The 15,104-nt window shown below is 50.3% G+C and carries 16 protein-coding genes and 1 other annotated feature; all 16 genes read right to left on the bottom strand.

Going from position 1 to position 15,104, the window contains the following annotated elements; all coding sequences use genetic code 11:
- Positions 1 to 81: 81 nt before the first annotated feature.
- The gene (locus NSS79_RS27365) at positions 82 to 1,758 is read right to left on the bottom strand and encodes a LysM peptidoglycan-binding domain-containing protein (protein WP_342436921.1); all 1,677 of its coding nucleotides are present in this window, start codon (positions 1,756 to 1,758) and stop codon (positions 82 to 84) included.
- Positions 1,759 to 1,946: 188 nt separating this feature from the next.
- Positions 1,947 to 2,828 (bottom strand): branched-chain-amino-acid transaminase, encoded by an 882-nt coding sequence (ilvE, locus tag NSS79_RS27370; RefSeq protein ID WP_038595656.1) that lies wholly within the window; start codon positions 2,826 to 2,828, stop codon positions 1,947 to 1,949.
- Between the two features lie 4 nt (positions 2,829 to 2,832).
- Positions 2,833 to 3,720 (bottom strand): prephenate dehydratase, encoded by an 888-nt coding sequence (pheA, locus tag NSS79_RS27375; protein WP_342436922.1) that lies wholly within the window; start codon positions 3,718 to 3,720, stop codon positions 2,833 to 2,835.
- Positions 3,717 to 4,697 (bottom strand): homoserine kinase, encoded by a 981-nt coding sequence (gene thrB, locus NSS79_RS27380; RefSeq protein ID WP_340896869.1) that lies wholly within the window; start codon positions 4,695 to 4,697, stop codon positions 3,717 to 3,719. Before thrB ends, pheA begins: the two co-directional genes overlap by 4 nt.
- A gap of 62 nt (positions 4,698 to 4,759) precedes the next feature.
- Positions 4,760 to 6,046 (bottom strand): homoserine dehydrogenase, encoded by a 1,287-nt coding sequence (locus tag NSS79_RS27385; protein ID WP_340896868.1) that lies wholly within the window; start codon positions 6,044 to 6,046, stop codon positions 4,760 to 4,762.
- A 75-nt stretch (positions 6,047 to 6,121) separates the two neighbouring features.
- Positions 6,122 to 6,559, bottom strand: coding sequence for an ACT domain-containing protein (locus NSS79_RS27390; RefSeq protein ID WP_340896867.1), 438 nt, complete (start codon positions 6,557 to 6,559; stop codon positions 6,122 to 6,124).
- Positions 6,560 to 6,855: 296 nt separating this feature from the next.
- A complete protein-coding gene (obgE, locus tag NSS79_RS27395) occupies positions 6,856 to 8,166 on the bottom strand; it encodes a GTPase ObgE (RefSeq protein WP_340896866.1) in 1,311 nt (436 codons plus the stop codon).
- A 15-nt stretch (positions 8,167 to 8,181) separates the two neighbouring features.
- Positions 8,182 to 8,922 carry a Spo0B domain-containing protein gene (locus NSS79_RS27400; RefSeq protein ID WP_342436923.1) on the bottom strand — a complete coding sequence of 247 codons (741 nt, stop codon included), beginning with the start codon at positions 8,920 to 8,922 and terminating at the stop codon, positions 8,182 to 8,184.
- Between the two features lie 209 nt (positions 8,923 to 9,131).
- Positions 9,132 to 9,443, bottom strand: a complete 312-nt coding sequence (rpmA, locus tag NSS79_RS27405) for a 50S ribosomal protein L27 (protein WP_019908993.1) — start codon at positions 9,441 to 9,443, stop codon at positions 9,132 to 9,134.
- Between the two features lie 18 nt (positions 9,444 to 9,461).
- Positions 9,462 to 9,797, bottom strand: coding sequence for a ribosomal-processing cysteine protease Prp (locus NSS79_RS27410; RefSeq protein WP_342436924.1), 336 nt, complete (start codon positions 9,795 to 9,797; stop codon positions 9,462 to 9,464).
- A 12-nt stretch (positions 9,798 to 9,809) separates the two neighbouring features.
- Positions 9,810 to 10,121, bottom strand: coding sequence for a 50S ribosomal protein L21 (gene rplU, locus NSS79_RS27415; protein ID WP_036698983.1), 312 nt, complete (start codon positions 10,119 to 10,121; stop codon positions 9,810 to 9,812).
- Between the two features lie 14 nt (positions 10,122 to 10,135).
- Positions 10,136 to 10,222, bottom strand: a sequence feature (ribosomal protein L21 leader region).
- Positions 10,223 to 10,332: 110 nt separating this feature from the next.
- Complete coding sequence (locus tag NSS79_RS27420) at positions 10,333 to 11,574, bottom strand: Rne/Rng family ribonuclease (protein ID WP_342436925.1); 1,242 nt, start codon at positions 11,572 to 11,574, stop codon at positions 10,333 to 10,335.
- A gap of 58 nt (positions 11,575 to 11,632) precedes the next feature.
- On the bottom strand, positions 11,633 to 12,475 hold the full coding sequence (locus tag NSS79_RS27425) for a M50 family metallopeptidase (protein WP_038595680.1): 843 nt from the start codon (positions 12,473 to 12,475) through the stop codon (positions 11,633 to 11,635).
- Entirely contained in the window at positions 12,468 to 13,325 is an 858-nt protein-coding gene (locus NSS79_RS27430) for a M23 family metallopeptidase (RefSeq protein ID WP_342436926.1), read from the bottom strand. Before NSS79_RS27430 ends, NSS79_RS27425 begins: the two co-directional genes overlap by 8 nt.
- A 251-nt stretch (positions 13,326 to 13,576) precedes the next feature.
- A complete protein-coding gene (gene minD, locus NSS79_RS27435) occupies positions 13,577 to 14,371 on the bottom strand; it encodes a septum site-determining protein MinD (RefSeq protein ID WP_038595685.1) in 795 nt (264 codons plus the stop codon).
- A 5-nt stretch (positions 14,372 to 14,376) separates the two neighbouring features.
- On the bottom strand, positions 14,377 to 15,036 hold the full coding sequence (minC, locus tag NSS79_RS27440) for a septum site-determining protein MinC (protein WP_341095733.1): 660 nt from the start codon (positions 15,034 to 15,036) through the stop codon (positions 14,377 to 14,379).
- Between the last annotated feature and the right edge of the window lie 68 nt (positions 15,037 to 15,104).

The following is a 15,104-nucleotide window of genomic DNA, read 5'->3' on the forward strand; positions in this document are numbered from 1 at the left end:
TAAATAAGCAAACACCAGAGAGCCTGCATCTTATGATGCAGGCCCTCTGGTGCAATAGGTAGATCTCAATTCAAGCCTAATTTAATTTGATATCCATGGATTTTTACTTTTCTTCGAAGTCCCCGTGCGGCCTGATTGCTTCGAACTTTGTTTAGGCGCAGTTTTATTTGATTTGTCAGCAGCTAGACCTGAGGTTTTAACTTTAGGTGTACCCGCTTTTCCCGTGCTGGCTTTGTTCTTAACTGGGGTTCCTGCACTGACGGCTTCCGCTGCTTGAGGAACACCCTGCGCAATAATCTCCGGCTCAAGAATTTCTGGCACACGGTTGTGATGAGCATAATTCTCCATCCCCGGATACATCGGATATCCAGGAATCCCATGTATTCCTAACGGTGCAACAGCGGCCTCATTCGGCATTGAGAAGGGTCCAGCTCCGTAAGGAGAAACCGCACCGGGCTGTGGCATATAGGGTGACATATTATTATATGCAGGCTGTTCATAAGTATAAGGCTGAATCGGCATTCCTCCACCACAGCCGCAGGTCGGCCAAGGAAGATTCATGGACTGACCGCCGTACTGCGGAACTGCGTACGCAGAATAATCAACAGGAGGATTATTCTCAGCCATAGCCGCATTTGCATACTCGGGAGCTGCATTTGGATACCAAGCATTGGAATAGTCAGTTGCGGGATACATGTTACCCGGATAATCATACGGAGAAGCACAGTCCGGCATATAAGCAGTCGGCTGGATAAAACCCGGAGCCGCATTCATACCCATCATTGGCATTGGCTGCTCATAGTACGGATATGCCGGCGGGCATTCGAAATAATATGGATTGGCGTTTAATCCAGGATAACCTGCTGTTTTTTCGCATGGTACGTCCTTATGGTCAGGCCAGGTTGCCGGCAGCACCTCAGATTTCTCCTTTTCTTTGGGCATCTCATAGGTTATGGCTTCTTGCGCAGGCACAGAAATTTGTACAAACAGACTTTGTGTTTCATGCACTACTTCCTGAATGGGAGCTACTTCAGGTGCTTTATTCGGAAGAGGTGCTGCCACCTGGACAGGTGCCGGTGCGGGATTCGGGGCCGGGGTTGAGACAGGGGAAACTGTCTGAACGGGCTCTTCCTTCGGTCCGGTATAGGTTTTTCCGCCAACCTTTGTTTTATCTACCACCTCAGGCGATACAGCAAGCGGTTGAACCGGAGTAGCATTTGCATTTGCATTTGCATTTGCATTTGCATTTGCATTAGATTGCATAGGTTGCATGGATTGAGCCTGGATTGGAGTCGGCTCATTCGCCTTTTTAGGAATATTGACAACTTCACCGGTCATGAGCGCATTAGGATTCTTGAGATGCGGATTGGCGTCAATGATCTCTTTCAAGGTAATTCCCCATGCTTTGGATAATTTCCACAACGTATCGCCTTGTTTAACGGTGTGCTTGTAGTAAAGCTCATTGTTTTCCGGAACAAGCATCGGAGCCGCAGGGATTTTAACTTTATCCCCAATAACAAGCACTTCTGGATTACTGATCTGCGGGTTAGCCTCAATAATCTTTTGGAGCGTTACTCCATACTTTTGTGATAATGCATACAGCGTATCGCCTTTTTTAACAATGTGTATTTTCACGCAGCATTTACCTCCTACAAATTTTGTGAGCCTATGCATCCAGATCAGTACGACACATTCCTGACCTAGACGGCATATGCCAAAGAGTTGTGAAGCGATGCATTCTTTACAGCTATGCTGCAACCCCCGCTCTAGGCAATTCCGATTTCCCGGCTCTGCTCTCAAGCATCGTAAAATGCGGTACAGCCGCCTCCTTCGTTACTACATCTTATGCAGCCCATGGGCGATTGACATCATGTGAACAAAAAAAATCCTTTCATGACTGGCATGAAAGGATTTGCTTATGTTAAATCAATAATTTAGTTGAATCACTATTCCCAGACTTTGTAGCCGTCTTTATCCACCGCATTACGGAATTCTTCAAGCAATTGCAGTGTAATCGGTCCGGCATGCCCTGCTCCGATAATCCGTCCATCGATTTCGCGGGCTGCAATAACCTCGGCTGCCGTTCCGGTGAAAAAGACTTCGTCGGCAATATAGACATCATGCATGGTGAACGGCTCTTCCTTCAGCGGAAGTCCCAGCTTCTCACAGAGTTCGATAATGGCCAGACGGGTAATTCCTTCAAGTGCACCAAGGTAGCAAGGCGGCGTGTACACCACACCTCTTTTGACGATGAAGATATTATCCCCCGAACCTTCCGTTACGTACCCTTGAGCGTTCATCATAATCGCTTCGTCAGCCTCAGCGAGATTGGACTGAATCTTGACGAGGATGTTATTGAGGTAGTTGAGTGATTTGATCTTCGGATTCAGTGCATCCGGGATATTGCGCCGCTGTGATACGGAAACCGCCCGCAAACCGTTAAGGTAAGCCTGCTCCGGATAGATAGCCAGCTGCTCCACAATGATAATCACACTCGCCTTAGGGCAACGCCGTGGATCCAGCCCCAGATTTCCGGGACCCCGCGAAACGATCAGACGGATATAGCCGTTGCGCATATCGTTCAAGCGAATCGTCTCAGCCATAGCCTCCAGCATTTCATCGTAAGTCAGCGGAATGTCCAGCATAATTGACTTGGCCGAATCATACAGCCTGTCCAGATGCTCTTTGCATTTGAAAATGTTGCCGTTATAAATGCGAATGCCTTCGAAAATGCCGTCTCCATATAAGAATCCATGATCAAAAACGGATACCTTTGCATTTTCCTTTGTTACGTGTTGTCCATCCAGATAGATCCATTGCTCAGCCATGAACTTACTGCACCTCCGCTTTCTCTTCCTCATAGGTGTATGTGGGATAGGAGCCCAGAATCCGCACCTGACAGCCCAATGCTTTGATCTCCTCAATCGCCGCCGGGAGCAGGACCGATTCTATCGGTTCCAGCACATCAATGTAAAAATAATAAGTACCCAGTTTCTTCTTCGTAGGCCGTGATTCAATACGCGATAAATTCAGACGCCGCCATGCAAATGCAGACAGCACCTGATGTAAGGCTCCCGGAAAATCCTCCGGCAGGGTTACAAGAATACTTGTCTTGTCTCCAACACTCTTGCGGGGAATCTTCAGCTTGTGCGGGCCTACAAGGACAAACCTTGTGTAATTATTATGGTGGTCTGTGATTTTCCGGTCAAGGATCTCCAGGCCATGCGTTGCGGCACCGAGTGCCGTGCCGATTGCTGCCCAACCTTTACCCGGATTGTTCTTTACAATTTCCACTGCTTCGGAAGTGCTTCCGACCGACTCCAGCTCAGCCCAAGGGGCATGCTCACGGATAAACTGCAGGCATTGGGCCATGGCGACAGAATGGGAAAGGATCTTTACAATCTTAGTATAATCCTTATTTCCGCTGTCATCCTTGAACTCCTGCGGGTTGCAGATGAGATTCTGTATCGACGGAAAGATCCACTCCGCCTGCATTGGAAGATTCACTTCATTAATGAGCCAATCGATATGCAGACTGACCGAACCTTCAATCGTGTTCTCAATGGGAATGACACTGTAATCAGTGGCACCGCCTGCCGTAGAGAGAAAAACGTCGGAAATCAGCTTATGATGTTCAAGCTTTACAGACTCAGCACCAAACAAGTGCAGCAGCGCTTCGTGGGAGACGGTACCCTGCGGCAATACCGCTATTGACTTCATGACTGTATTTCTCCTTTTATCATATCCAAAAATGATTGCTTTTGCATCCCGTTTCTTTCAAGCAGCTCAGTGGTAACCCCGGAAGTACATGGAGGCAGCCAGCGAGTGCGAGCCGGGATACCGTGCTGCTGCATCGTTTCTTTCAAAAATCGCTCAAGCTCCTGCTTCCTGCCCTCGCGCCGGTCGACCAGACAAAGAAGTGTAGGGCCCGCGCCACTAAGAGCAATTCCCAGCGCTCCATGCTGCGGGGCTTCGGCGAGCAGCTTCTCCATCCCCGGCACCAGCGGCGCACGGTATGGCTGATGCAGCCGGTCCTGCATGGCCCGGCTGATGAGATCAAGCCTGCCAGAGGCCAGTGCCGCCGTCAGCAATGAGGTACGGCTGATGTTAAACACTGCATCGCCCACCGTGATTTCGGAGGGAATGACCCCACGCGCTTTGACCGTGGCCAGCTCAAATTCAGGGATCACAACAAGCACTTCCAGATCCTGTGGCGGCTCCAGACGGATATAGTCGGCATGCCCGCCATCCCAGACAGCCGTAATGATTCCCCCGAACAGGGACGCTCCAACATTGTCGGGATGCTTCTCCAGTGCAGTGGCCATATCAAACAGTCGGGCATTGTCCAGCGGTGTACCAATCATAGCATTAGCTGCTGCCATTCCGCCAATAATGGCTGAAGCGCTGCTGCCAAGCCCCCGTGTCAGCGGAATCTCGGAATACATGGAAATCGACAACTCAGGGATGGTAACCCCAGCTTCCGCAAAAACCATTTGGGCTACCTGGTAGAGCAAGTTATTCTTGTCCTGGGGCACACCCTTCATCTCATCACCATGTAGGTGAAACACGGTTTCCGCAGCTTCCTCCATCTCAATCCAGGCATACAGCGACAAGGCCATACCCAGTGTATCAAAACCCGGTCCAAGATTGGCGGTACTGGCAGGGACTTTAACTCTAGACCTTCCGTAAATACTCATGGCTGATGAAATCTCCTTCGTTATTTTTACGCGGTTCCTGATATCTGGAACTTACTCCGTTGTCAGCCTTCCACACGATAATGGCTCTTGATCCGGTGGATGACCGCAAGCTGCTCCAAATGCCGCATTACCTTATTCATACTCGCCTTGCTTGCATTGTGCGTCACAATTATGATCTCCGCATCAGTATTATTTGGGTTGGCTTGCTGCACAACGGAATCGAGGCTGACATCGTATTCGGCAAACACCTGGGTGATCTTCGCCAGCACACCCGCTTTATCATCTACATGCAGCAGCAAAAAGTTCTTGAAAAAGATGTCCTCGTCGCTCTTCAGCTTCTTTTGCTTATACGGGACAATCTGCTTGAGACCGTTAACGCCCAGTTTCAGGTTCTTGATAACCGCCACCAGATCGGCAACGATAGAGGTTGCTGTAGGCATCGCACCTGCTCCCGCACCATAAAACATAGTCTCTCCTACCGCTTGCCCGAATACATACACCGCATTATAGACACCGTTGACGGAAGCGATCGGATGGCTGGCCCGGATCATGGTCGGCTGAACACTGATACTGAACGCCTCGTCTTCACATTCTGCGATTCCTAGCAGCTTCATTTCATAACCAAGACGTTTAGCAAACGCGATATCCTCTTTACTCACTCCCGAGATGCCTCTCACACTGACATCGCTGAGTTCAACATTTGTACGGAAGCCAAGCGTGCCGAGGATCGCCATCTTGCGTGCAGCATCGAGACCTTCAACGTCGGAGGTCGGGTCAGACTCAGCATATCCAAGTCCTTGCGCTTCCTTAAGAACATCATTGTAGGACGCGCCTTCCTGGCTCATTTTGCTCAGTATGTAATTGGTTGTTCCATTCACTATCCCCATAATCTTAATAATCTTATCTGATGAAAAGCCTTCGATCAGCGTGCGGATAATCGGAATTCCTCCGGCAACACTTGCCTCATAAAACACATCACATTGCTTCTCCTGCGCTTTGGCCAGAATCTCCGAGCCGTGCAGCGCCATCAAATCTTTATTGGCGGTTACAATATGTTTGCCGCGTTCCAGCGCTTCAAGGATATATTCCTTCGTTCCGGCAATGCCGCCCATCACTTCGACGATGACATCAATTTCAGGATCACGGATAACCTCCCATGGATCTGAAGTCACTTTGGAGGCGTCTACTTCGATTTCACGGGGTTTATCCGTATTCTTCACAGCAATGCGCTCAATGAGAATCGGGGAGCCCACTTGACTGCTCAGATCCTCCTGATTTCCTTCTACGATACGGACCACGCCCGTACCTACTGTTCCCAGCCCCAATAAACCAACTTTAACCGGCTTCATTTGAATCCTCCTAAAAGTTATATGAAGCTATACTTCACAGAATAATGATCGCGATAAAACTGCTTCGTAAACATCTTAACCCTGGCCGATAATAAAAGCGCGCTTCACTCCAGAAATTTCCTTCAGGCCATCAAGCATGTCGCCCATTTCTTCATTCAAATGCGAGATCTCCACGGAGATCACAACATTGGCCCGCCCTTGGAGCGGAATACTCTGGTGGATCGTCAGCACGTTGGCTCCGTGAACTGCCACACAGCCGAGTACCTTGGACAGCATACCGGACTCATGCTCCAGATCAATGGAGATCGTGACAATGCGTTCGCGCTCCAGTTGATGAATCAGATGTATGCCGTCCTTATATTTATAAAAAGCGCTGCGGCTAAGTCCAACCCTCTCAACACCCTCGTGCACCGTCTTGGCATCTCCCGCCTCAAGCAGCTGTTTGACCTGCATCGTCTTCAGCACAGCATCAGGCAATATGTCCTCACGGACCAAATAATAGCGTTCTTTCACGAACGTCCTCACCCCAAAGACTTTTGTGTTTTCTTAGTGGACATTATATAGGATTCAACCCGAATAACGCAACACATTTTCACACGGGGGTCATGAATACACTGCAAGAATGAAGCTCCCCACGTCCTCTAAGCAGCTAACGGACAGTCTCTCAGCACTTTAATGTATGCCAATTAACCTAAACCAAACAGAATATTACATAAAAAAACGCCGCCTCCGTCCTCCTTGCCAGGAAAAACGTAGTCGGCGTTTCTTCTATCTGCTTTATAGCGTGTAACGTGCAGCCTGCACCACTATTAATAGTAGCTGCTGTTCTCTACAAACTCGAATTCGAAATCGGCAATGCGGACAATCGTGCCTTCTACAGCCCCACGCTTACGCAGTTCCGCATCTACACCCATGTGGCGCAGGGTACGGGCCAGCTTCAGGATCGCATCATGCGTACTCAACTGCATACGCTTGATCATCCGCTCAATGCGCGGACTGTTAACAACAAACGCATCGTTGTCGCGGGTGATGGTGAAGGAGTTATCCTCTTCCGCCTCCAGCTTATATACCTTGCGTTCAGAGGTTTCTGCCACCTCTTCAACCACCGGAGCAACCGGAATGCTGTCAAGGATATCCGTAGCGCGGTAGAGCAGCTCCTGCACCCCTTGGCGGGTAAGTGAGGAGATCGGCATAATCTCCAGATCCGGACGCAGCTCGGCTACCCGTTCACGGAAAGAACTGAGGTTCTCCTCCGATTCAGGCATATCCATTTTGTTCGCCGCGACAATCTGCGGACGGTCAATCAGACTTGCATTGTACTGCTTCAGCTCATCATTAATCATGACCCAATCCTCAAAGGGATCTCGCCCCTCGGAACCGGACATATCCACGACGTGGATAATAATACGCGTTCGCTCGACATGGCGCAGGAATTCGTGGCCCAGGCCGATGCCTTCGCTGGCCCCTTCAATCAGTCCGGGCAAATCCGCCATGACAAAGCTCCGGCCGTCACCAACATCCACCACACCCAGGTTCGGAGTAATCGTTGTGAAGTGGTAGGCTCCGATCTTCGGTTGAGCTGCGGAGACTACCGACAGCAGCGTCGATTTCCCGACACTCGGGAATCCAACCAAGCCTACATCAGCCATTACCTTCAGTTCCATCACTACATAACGTTCCTGGCCTTCTTCCCCGTTCTCAGCCAGCTCAGGCGCTGTATTGGCAGCAGTGGCAAACCGGGTATTCCCCCGTCCGCCCCGTCCGCCGCGCGCTACAACAACCTGCTGTCCGTGACGGGTCATATCGGCGATCACTTCCTGGGTGTCGTCGTCGATCAATACAGTTCCCGGAGGAATCCGCACGATCATATGCTCGGCATTGGCACCATGCTGACTCTTGTTGCGTCCCTTTACACCACGTTCTGCTTTAAAATGGCGCTGATAACGAAAATCCATCAGTGTACGCAAACCTTCATCCACCCGGAAAATAACGTCGCCGCCGCGTCCGCCGTCACCGCCGGCAGGCCCGCCTTCCGGCACATACTTTTCACGCCGGAACGCTACCAGTCCATCGCCTCCGTCGCCGCCTTTAACATAAATCTTAGCCTTATCTACGAACATTCATGTTCACCTTCCTTACATCTCCAGCGGTAAACGCAGTTTCACATGAGCTCTGTCCTGCTCCAACTGCTCCGCCTTCATAATTTTTCCTTGGACTATATTATAAATTTGCCCCTGCAGCAGCTCGGGATTGCTATGCTCACCCTCACCTTCGAAAGAGATCAGAATGTCTCCTCCATCCTGTATAAAGCTTAGGCGGAGTCTTTGGGTATCGCCCTGCGGAACCAGTCCGCTGTATTGGTATGCCCTTACCGTCTGCATAATCACCGAAGTAAGCTCGTCGCCTTTCTCCTGACTTAGCTTGTCCTCCAGCTGCAAGCCTTCCTCCACCTGCACTTCCAGCTCCAGATTGCTGCGGAATGTGCGGAAAGACTGCAAATAAAACACCAGCGAAGGAATTCCCAATTTGGCGATACGGCTATCAAGCGCTATACGTTCCTTTATTCTTTCCACACATTGCACGGATTTATCAGGCTTGCCTAGCTGGATATATCCGTAAAGCACCTGCAGATCATTCATCCAATCATGACGATGATGATTCAGTGTCCGGTTCGCCGCCTGTTGCAGAGTCTTCTCCTGTATGCGCAGTTCCTCTTCAAAATGACGCCGGTTGTAAATAAAGCTGAAAGCAAGCACCCCAGCTACCCATATTCCAAGCAGCAGGCATGTGAAAAGGGAGGTACGCCAATACACGAGACCTAAAGGAAGCACTACGGATAACATGACTGCCCAGACGAAACTTTTCCAGGATTTCATTCTTTCTCCCCGTCCCTCAGTTCGCAAAATTCATGTCTAATTCAATATTCACATTGATGAAGCATATGCCATTTTCCAGTATAACACAGGCTTACACGGCAATCATTAGCATTCAAAGAGCAAGTGAACTATATATCGCCTTTTTTCCTGCAAAAAAGCCCCCGGCACTCATGCCGGAGGCTTCTACATGTAAATAATGTTCGGAAAGCTTACGCTTCCAGTGCCGCTGCTACCGGAGCGACATCAACCGGGTACACGCTCACTTTTTTGCGATCGCGGCCCCAACGTTCGAACTTCACTACGCCATCCACCAATGCGAAGAGCGTATCATCTTTACCGATGCCTACGTTAGTGCCTGGGTGAATTTTAGTTCCGCGTTGACGAACCAGGATGTTGCCGCCGGTTACTGCTTGACCGTCAGCACGTTTCACGCCAAGACGTTTCGAGTGGGAATCACGTCCGTTTTTTGTGGAACCTACACCTTTTTTCGATGCGAAAAACTGAAGATCCAATTTCAACATGTTGGTCAACCTCCTTCTTTAAATAATAACTTGCTGTATCTTAATATACTTCCCGTATGATTCTGCGATATCACTGAGCATGACAACCATGGATTCCAGCAAAAGCTGGATCTTGGCGGAGACTTCAGGATCACTCACCGGAACCAAGGTTCCGCTTAAAAATCCATCATCCATTGAAGTATCCAGAACAACACCAGTCAGCTTCTCAATCGAATTCACCGTTCCAAATGTAACTGTGGAAACACCGGCGCAGACGATATCCCAGCCTTTCTTCGCGTATTCCGCATGCCCTTTAACGGCAAAACCGACAATCGTACCTTGAGCTGAAGCCCGTGTAATCCGCACGTTAATCATTAACGCACCTTCTTACGCTTGAATCTTCTCGATAGTTACTTTAGTGTACGGTTGACGATGGCCTTGTTTCTTGTGGTAGTTCTTCTTAGGTTTGTATTTGTAAACTACAACCTTATGACCCTTACCATGTTTCTCGACTTTAGCTGTTACAGACGCGCCGCTTACCAGCGGAGTTCCTGCAGTCAGACCACCTTCGTTAGAAACAGCCAATACACGGTCAAACGTTACGCTTGCGCCGTCTTCAGCTTCCAGCTTCTCAATGAACAATACATCGCCCTCTTGGACTTTGTACTGCTTACCGCCAGTTTCGATAATTGCATACATTGTACTTGCACCTCCTCATGTCTCAGACTCGCCTAGTCTAGGTGGCAAATCCCCGTAGAAATCTGCGCTTATGTACCCGATCGGAGCGGTTACAGCATGTGCAGGATTAGAACAATCAAACACATACTTGAAGATATTATCATACTTAATCCAGATAGTCAATGGTATAGAGAAGCGGATAATTGCAGCTGTTTGGATTTGCTGATTATTCTTATTCCAGCCAGGCTCCAACTTTTCTCGTCCCTCCACAGCATTGGCAGATCACAGGGGCAAAGCTAGCCGAATCATGCCGTGCCTTCTTACGGGTCATTTCCAGCAGACCAAGATGTGTCCAGCCCAGAATATGCGTCTTGGTGCGGTCCCGGCTCGTCACACTCTCCAGCCGTTCCGTTACTAGCCTGCGGTGCTCCTCGCGTTCCATATCAATAAAATCAACAATGATGATGCCTCCGGTATCGCGTAGACGCATAAGCCTGCCGATTTCCTCTGCGGCCAGCAGATTTGTTCGCGTTACAGTCTCCTCAAGCGTGGTACTCCCGGTGTATTGAGCCGTATTGACATCAATGACGGTCAGCGCTTCTGTCTCATCCCAAATCAGCGTTGCCCCGCCCTCCAGAATAATCTTCCGGTTGAAGCTTTTATGCAGCTGCTCCTGCACACCATATGCGGTAAAGATGGACTCTTGTCCACGGTACAATCCAACAGACTTGTACCCTTCGGGAGCCATATCATCCAGGAATGCCTCCGCTTCCCTCACTGCATGAGCCGAATCAATCATCAGCTCATCAAGCTGCGGATTGAAGGCATCCCTGATAAATCGCTGAACGATGCTCAGATCGCAGTGCAGCAGGGCCGGAGCTACGGCCTCCTCGGCGCGGCGGACAATCATCTCCCACTGCGCACGCAGAAAGGACAGGTCGCCTTCGACGGCATCCGCCGGCTCATCCTCGGAGACTGTCCGCATGATCAGCCCCTCTTCACTGCGCCGCAGCCGCTCCCCCATCGCTTTAAGCCGGCTCCGTTCGGATTCCCGGCTGATTTTTTTGGAAACTCCTACGTATTCTGCAAACGGCATGTATACCATCCAGCGTCCCGGCAGTGTATAGTGGGTGGTCACACGTGCTCCTTTGCCGCCCCGCGGCTCTTTGCGGACCTGAACGACAAGCTCCTGGCCGGGCTGCAGCAATGTCTCAATGGAGGGCTTCACCGCCGGTTGCTTATCCAAATGGGGATGCAGCACATCGTCTACATATAAAAAAGCATTCTTCTTCTGTCCAATATCGACAAAAGCAGCCTGCATGCCTGGCAAAACATTCATAACCCGGCCCTTGTAATAACTGCCGACCAGACCTTGCTGCTGGTCGCGTTCGGCCGCGTATTCCACCAGCCTCCCGTTCTCCAGAAGAGCCATCCGGGTAACATGCTGTGTGCAGTGAACGATCATTTGTTTCATGGCTTCACCTCTGGGTTTCAATCAATCATTCATCGCCGCCGGCCGCATGGAAGCTGTTCTACTTTCCAAAATAAGTAGAGATCAGGCGCTGCTCCGGTACAACCGCTACTATATTCCTATCATCGTTCATCACATAAATAAAATGATATTGATTACGTTTAAATAGACGCAATATATCATCTAAAGGTTTCGCGGAATCCGCAACAATCGGTCGAGCTTCGCTATTGGAACGCAAATGGCGCGCATACATTGCCTCTCTGTTCATCAGAAATGCCATGAAGCGGTAGGGCAGATTCCGATGATCTGTCCTATTGGAATAGAGCAGAAACGCCCCGATCATCAACAGATTCAGCCGGAGGCCGCCGCCTGTCCCAAGCGGCAGCAGCGCGTAGCCAATGACAAGCACACTTGCTCCGATACTTATTCTGCCGCCCCACAGCAAAGTATAATAATACGGCAGAAACATACTTAGCGCAGCTTGAAGAACCTTGCCCCCGTCCAGGGGAAGAACCGGCAGTAGATTGAAGAGCGCGATAATCGCATTCGCCTGAATAAAATAAGCAAGAAAAGCCGTACTGCCTGCACCTGCCTGCTGGAGCATAACAGCCAGCAGGATCATGATTCCGTTCTGCAGCGGTCCAGCCAGCGCGATACCAATCTCCCGGCCCGCCGTAAGCCGCCCGTGATCCTCAATCACGGCCACTCCGCCGAAGGGGAGCAACTGAACGGATCTGACCGTAACCCCGGCCAGTAAAGCTGCGCAGACATGTCCCAATTCGTGGATAAGCACTATAGTAAAGAGCGTAAGCAGCTCCAGAAACTGTCCAGTTAACACGGAAAAGAGCAGAATCAGCACAAAGAGCGGATGCAGCGACAGTTCAATGCCAAATATCCTAATCAAACGATACCACTTCGGCAGGATCAATATAAGTCTTGTCTTTCATAATTGCAAAAAAAAGCAGCCCTGTTTCAGCGTCCTTCGTCTCCTGCATCCAGCCAACGGTGTCACCGCTCTGTATCCAGTCATCCACCGCAAGCTTTGTTCCGCTCAAATGACCGTATTCCGCCGTTACGCTGCCCGTATGGCGTACGGTAACCCGAATGCCGCCCTGTGCCTCATTGTTCACGGATAACACCCGTCCCGTGTCTACACTTTTCACCGTGATACTGCCCTTTGAATCCTCCGCAGGCATAATTTCCACACCTTTCAGCGTAGCCGCAAATGGACGGACAATACTACCCTCGAGTGGAGCGCTCAAGGCGTGGGCAGCCGCAACCTTTTGAGCCGGCTGTTCCTCGTCCCCGAAGATCGGGATGAACGAAGGCGCACCGTCAAAGTGTTCCTCATACCATACCTGGGCTGCGGCGAAGTCCATATCCTTGTTAAGAGCATCCGAAACAAAATCCTGCGCCTTTAGCGCCCAGGGCTGGTGCAGAAAAAATATGCCCCATACTGCTCCGAATACAAGGAGGCTTGCGACAGTCCGCCGGATAAATCCGGCAGAAAAATGTGATCTGCCGCCGCCTCCCTCATCCTCCCAGCCCCCGCGGCGTTCCTTCCACATGACCTCGGGATCCGGCTCCGCTGATGGAGCCAGATCATTTTTAGGACCCGCTCCCCATTCCTTAAAGCTTGCTGTCTTCTCGGGCAAAGCAAAAAGCGGCGGCACTGCCACAGTATCCTGTTTGTCCTCCAGCAGGTTGCGGATCCGTTCTTTACGGCGGCCTTTAACGCCTGATTTCTGTTCCATCTCGATCCCTCCGGGGGCTTGTTTTATATCCATTTTATGAAGTATGGAAGGTGCTTTAGAACAAGCCTTAACCAAGCGGAACATGGAAATGCGGCGAGCTTTCTTTTGGCGCCAAAACTTATTGGTATCTGCGGCTACAGCCCATAACCCTCCGGCAACCTATTTATCACAAAAAATCCCGCCGCAGATTTCTCTGCCGGCGGGATTTTTTTTATCTAAGGGATAACTTTATAGGATTGCTTGCAGCAGGTTCAAGCCATGCCGAAAAATTTCTTTAATTTCTTGAAAGCCCCCGGCTTGCGGTCCAGCTGCATCAGAGGCACTGCATCCCCCAGAATCCGCCGGGCAATATTACGGTAGGCTATCGCTGCAGAAGAGTCGGGATTCATCACCGTTGGCTCCCCGCTGTTCGCCGCTTTAATGACCAGCTCATCATCCGGAACAATTCCGATCAGATCGATGTTCAGTACCTGAAGGATATCCTCAATGTCCAGCATGTCCCCCGACTTCACCAAGCCAGGCCGAATACGGTTAACGACCAGCTTTGGCGACTCCACATGGGACTGCTCCAGAAGACCGATAATCCGGTCTGCATCCCGCACTGCCGCATGCTCCGGCGTAGTGACAACAATCGCCTTGTCGGCACCCGCAATGGCGTTGCGGAAGCCATGCTCGATCCCGGCAGGACAATCGATCAGAATATATTCATATTCCTTCTTGAGTTCAAGAATAATATCCTTCACCTGCTCCGGGGTCACGGAGGTCTTGTCTTTGGTCTGGGCCGCAGGCAGCATGTACAGCTCATCGAAACGCTTATCCTTGACCAGTGCCTGATTCAACCGGCAGCGCCCTTCTGCCACATCCACCAGATCATAAATGATCCGGTTCTCCAGCCCCATGACTACATCCAAATTGCGCAGCCCAATATCGGTATCAACCAGACATACTTTTTTGCCCTGCAATGCAAGTGCGGTTCCAATATTGGCTGTTGTGGTCGTTTTGCCAACTCCGCCTTTGCCCGAGGTTACGACAATCGCTTCTCCCATGGAGGCTACACCCCTTTAAACACATTTAAACCCTGACGTAATCTGACTATATTATGAATTTTGTCGATTTGCATCGCTCCGCTTGATAAATAAGCAAATTCCATGGTGCTCTCCCGGGTCCCCCATTCATCCGGAGGCCGGCTGATAACGTCGGCGATCCTCAGCTGTGTCGGAGACAGCAGAGAAGCAGCAATAATCGCTTCCTGATTGCCGTCTACTCCAGCATGAGCCATGCCTCTAAGCGCACCGAGGATATAAATATCACCCGAGCATGTAATTGTTCCTCCCGGGTTTACATCGCCCAACAACAGCAGATTACCTTGATGATGCAGCACCTGGCCGGAACGAACCATGCCGCTCATCAGAAACAATGCGTCTGTATCCTCAATGCCCGGCGCTTCAAACGCTTCAATGGAACGAATCAGCAAATTGCCCTGACTTTTGAGAATTTCCAGCACAGCTGATTTGTCATCCTCCGTCACAATACGGCTGCCCAGCTTAATATCTACATGCACAATCGGTCCAGTCAGAATATTTTGATGGCTGTGCTCCAGCTTATAGCGAAGCTCGCTTAAGAGATCTTCAAAGGGACACTTGTCGTCTAGCAGGAATACCAGGCCGTCCTTGATGCCCTTAATCCTCACATGCTTGGATTTTACTGTCATATGCCTGTCCCCCTATCCTGAATCATTCGTGCCGGGCCGGGCAAATTCCTTCTTTCAGCCGAAAGAAA

Source organism: Paenibacillus sp. FSL L8-0436 (assembly GCF_038593025.1).
Taxonomy (GTDB): Bacteria; Bacillota; Bacilli; order Paenibacillales; family Paenibacillaceae; genus Paenibacillus_AQ.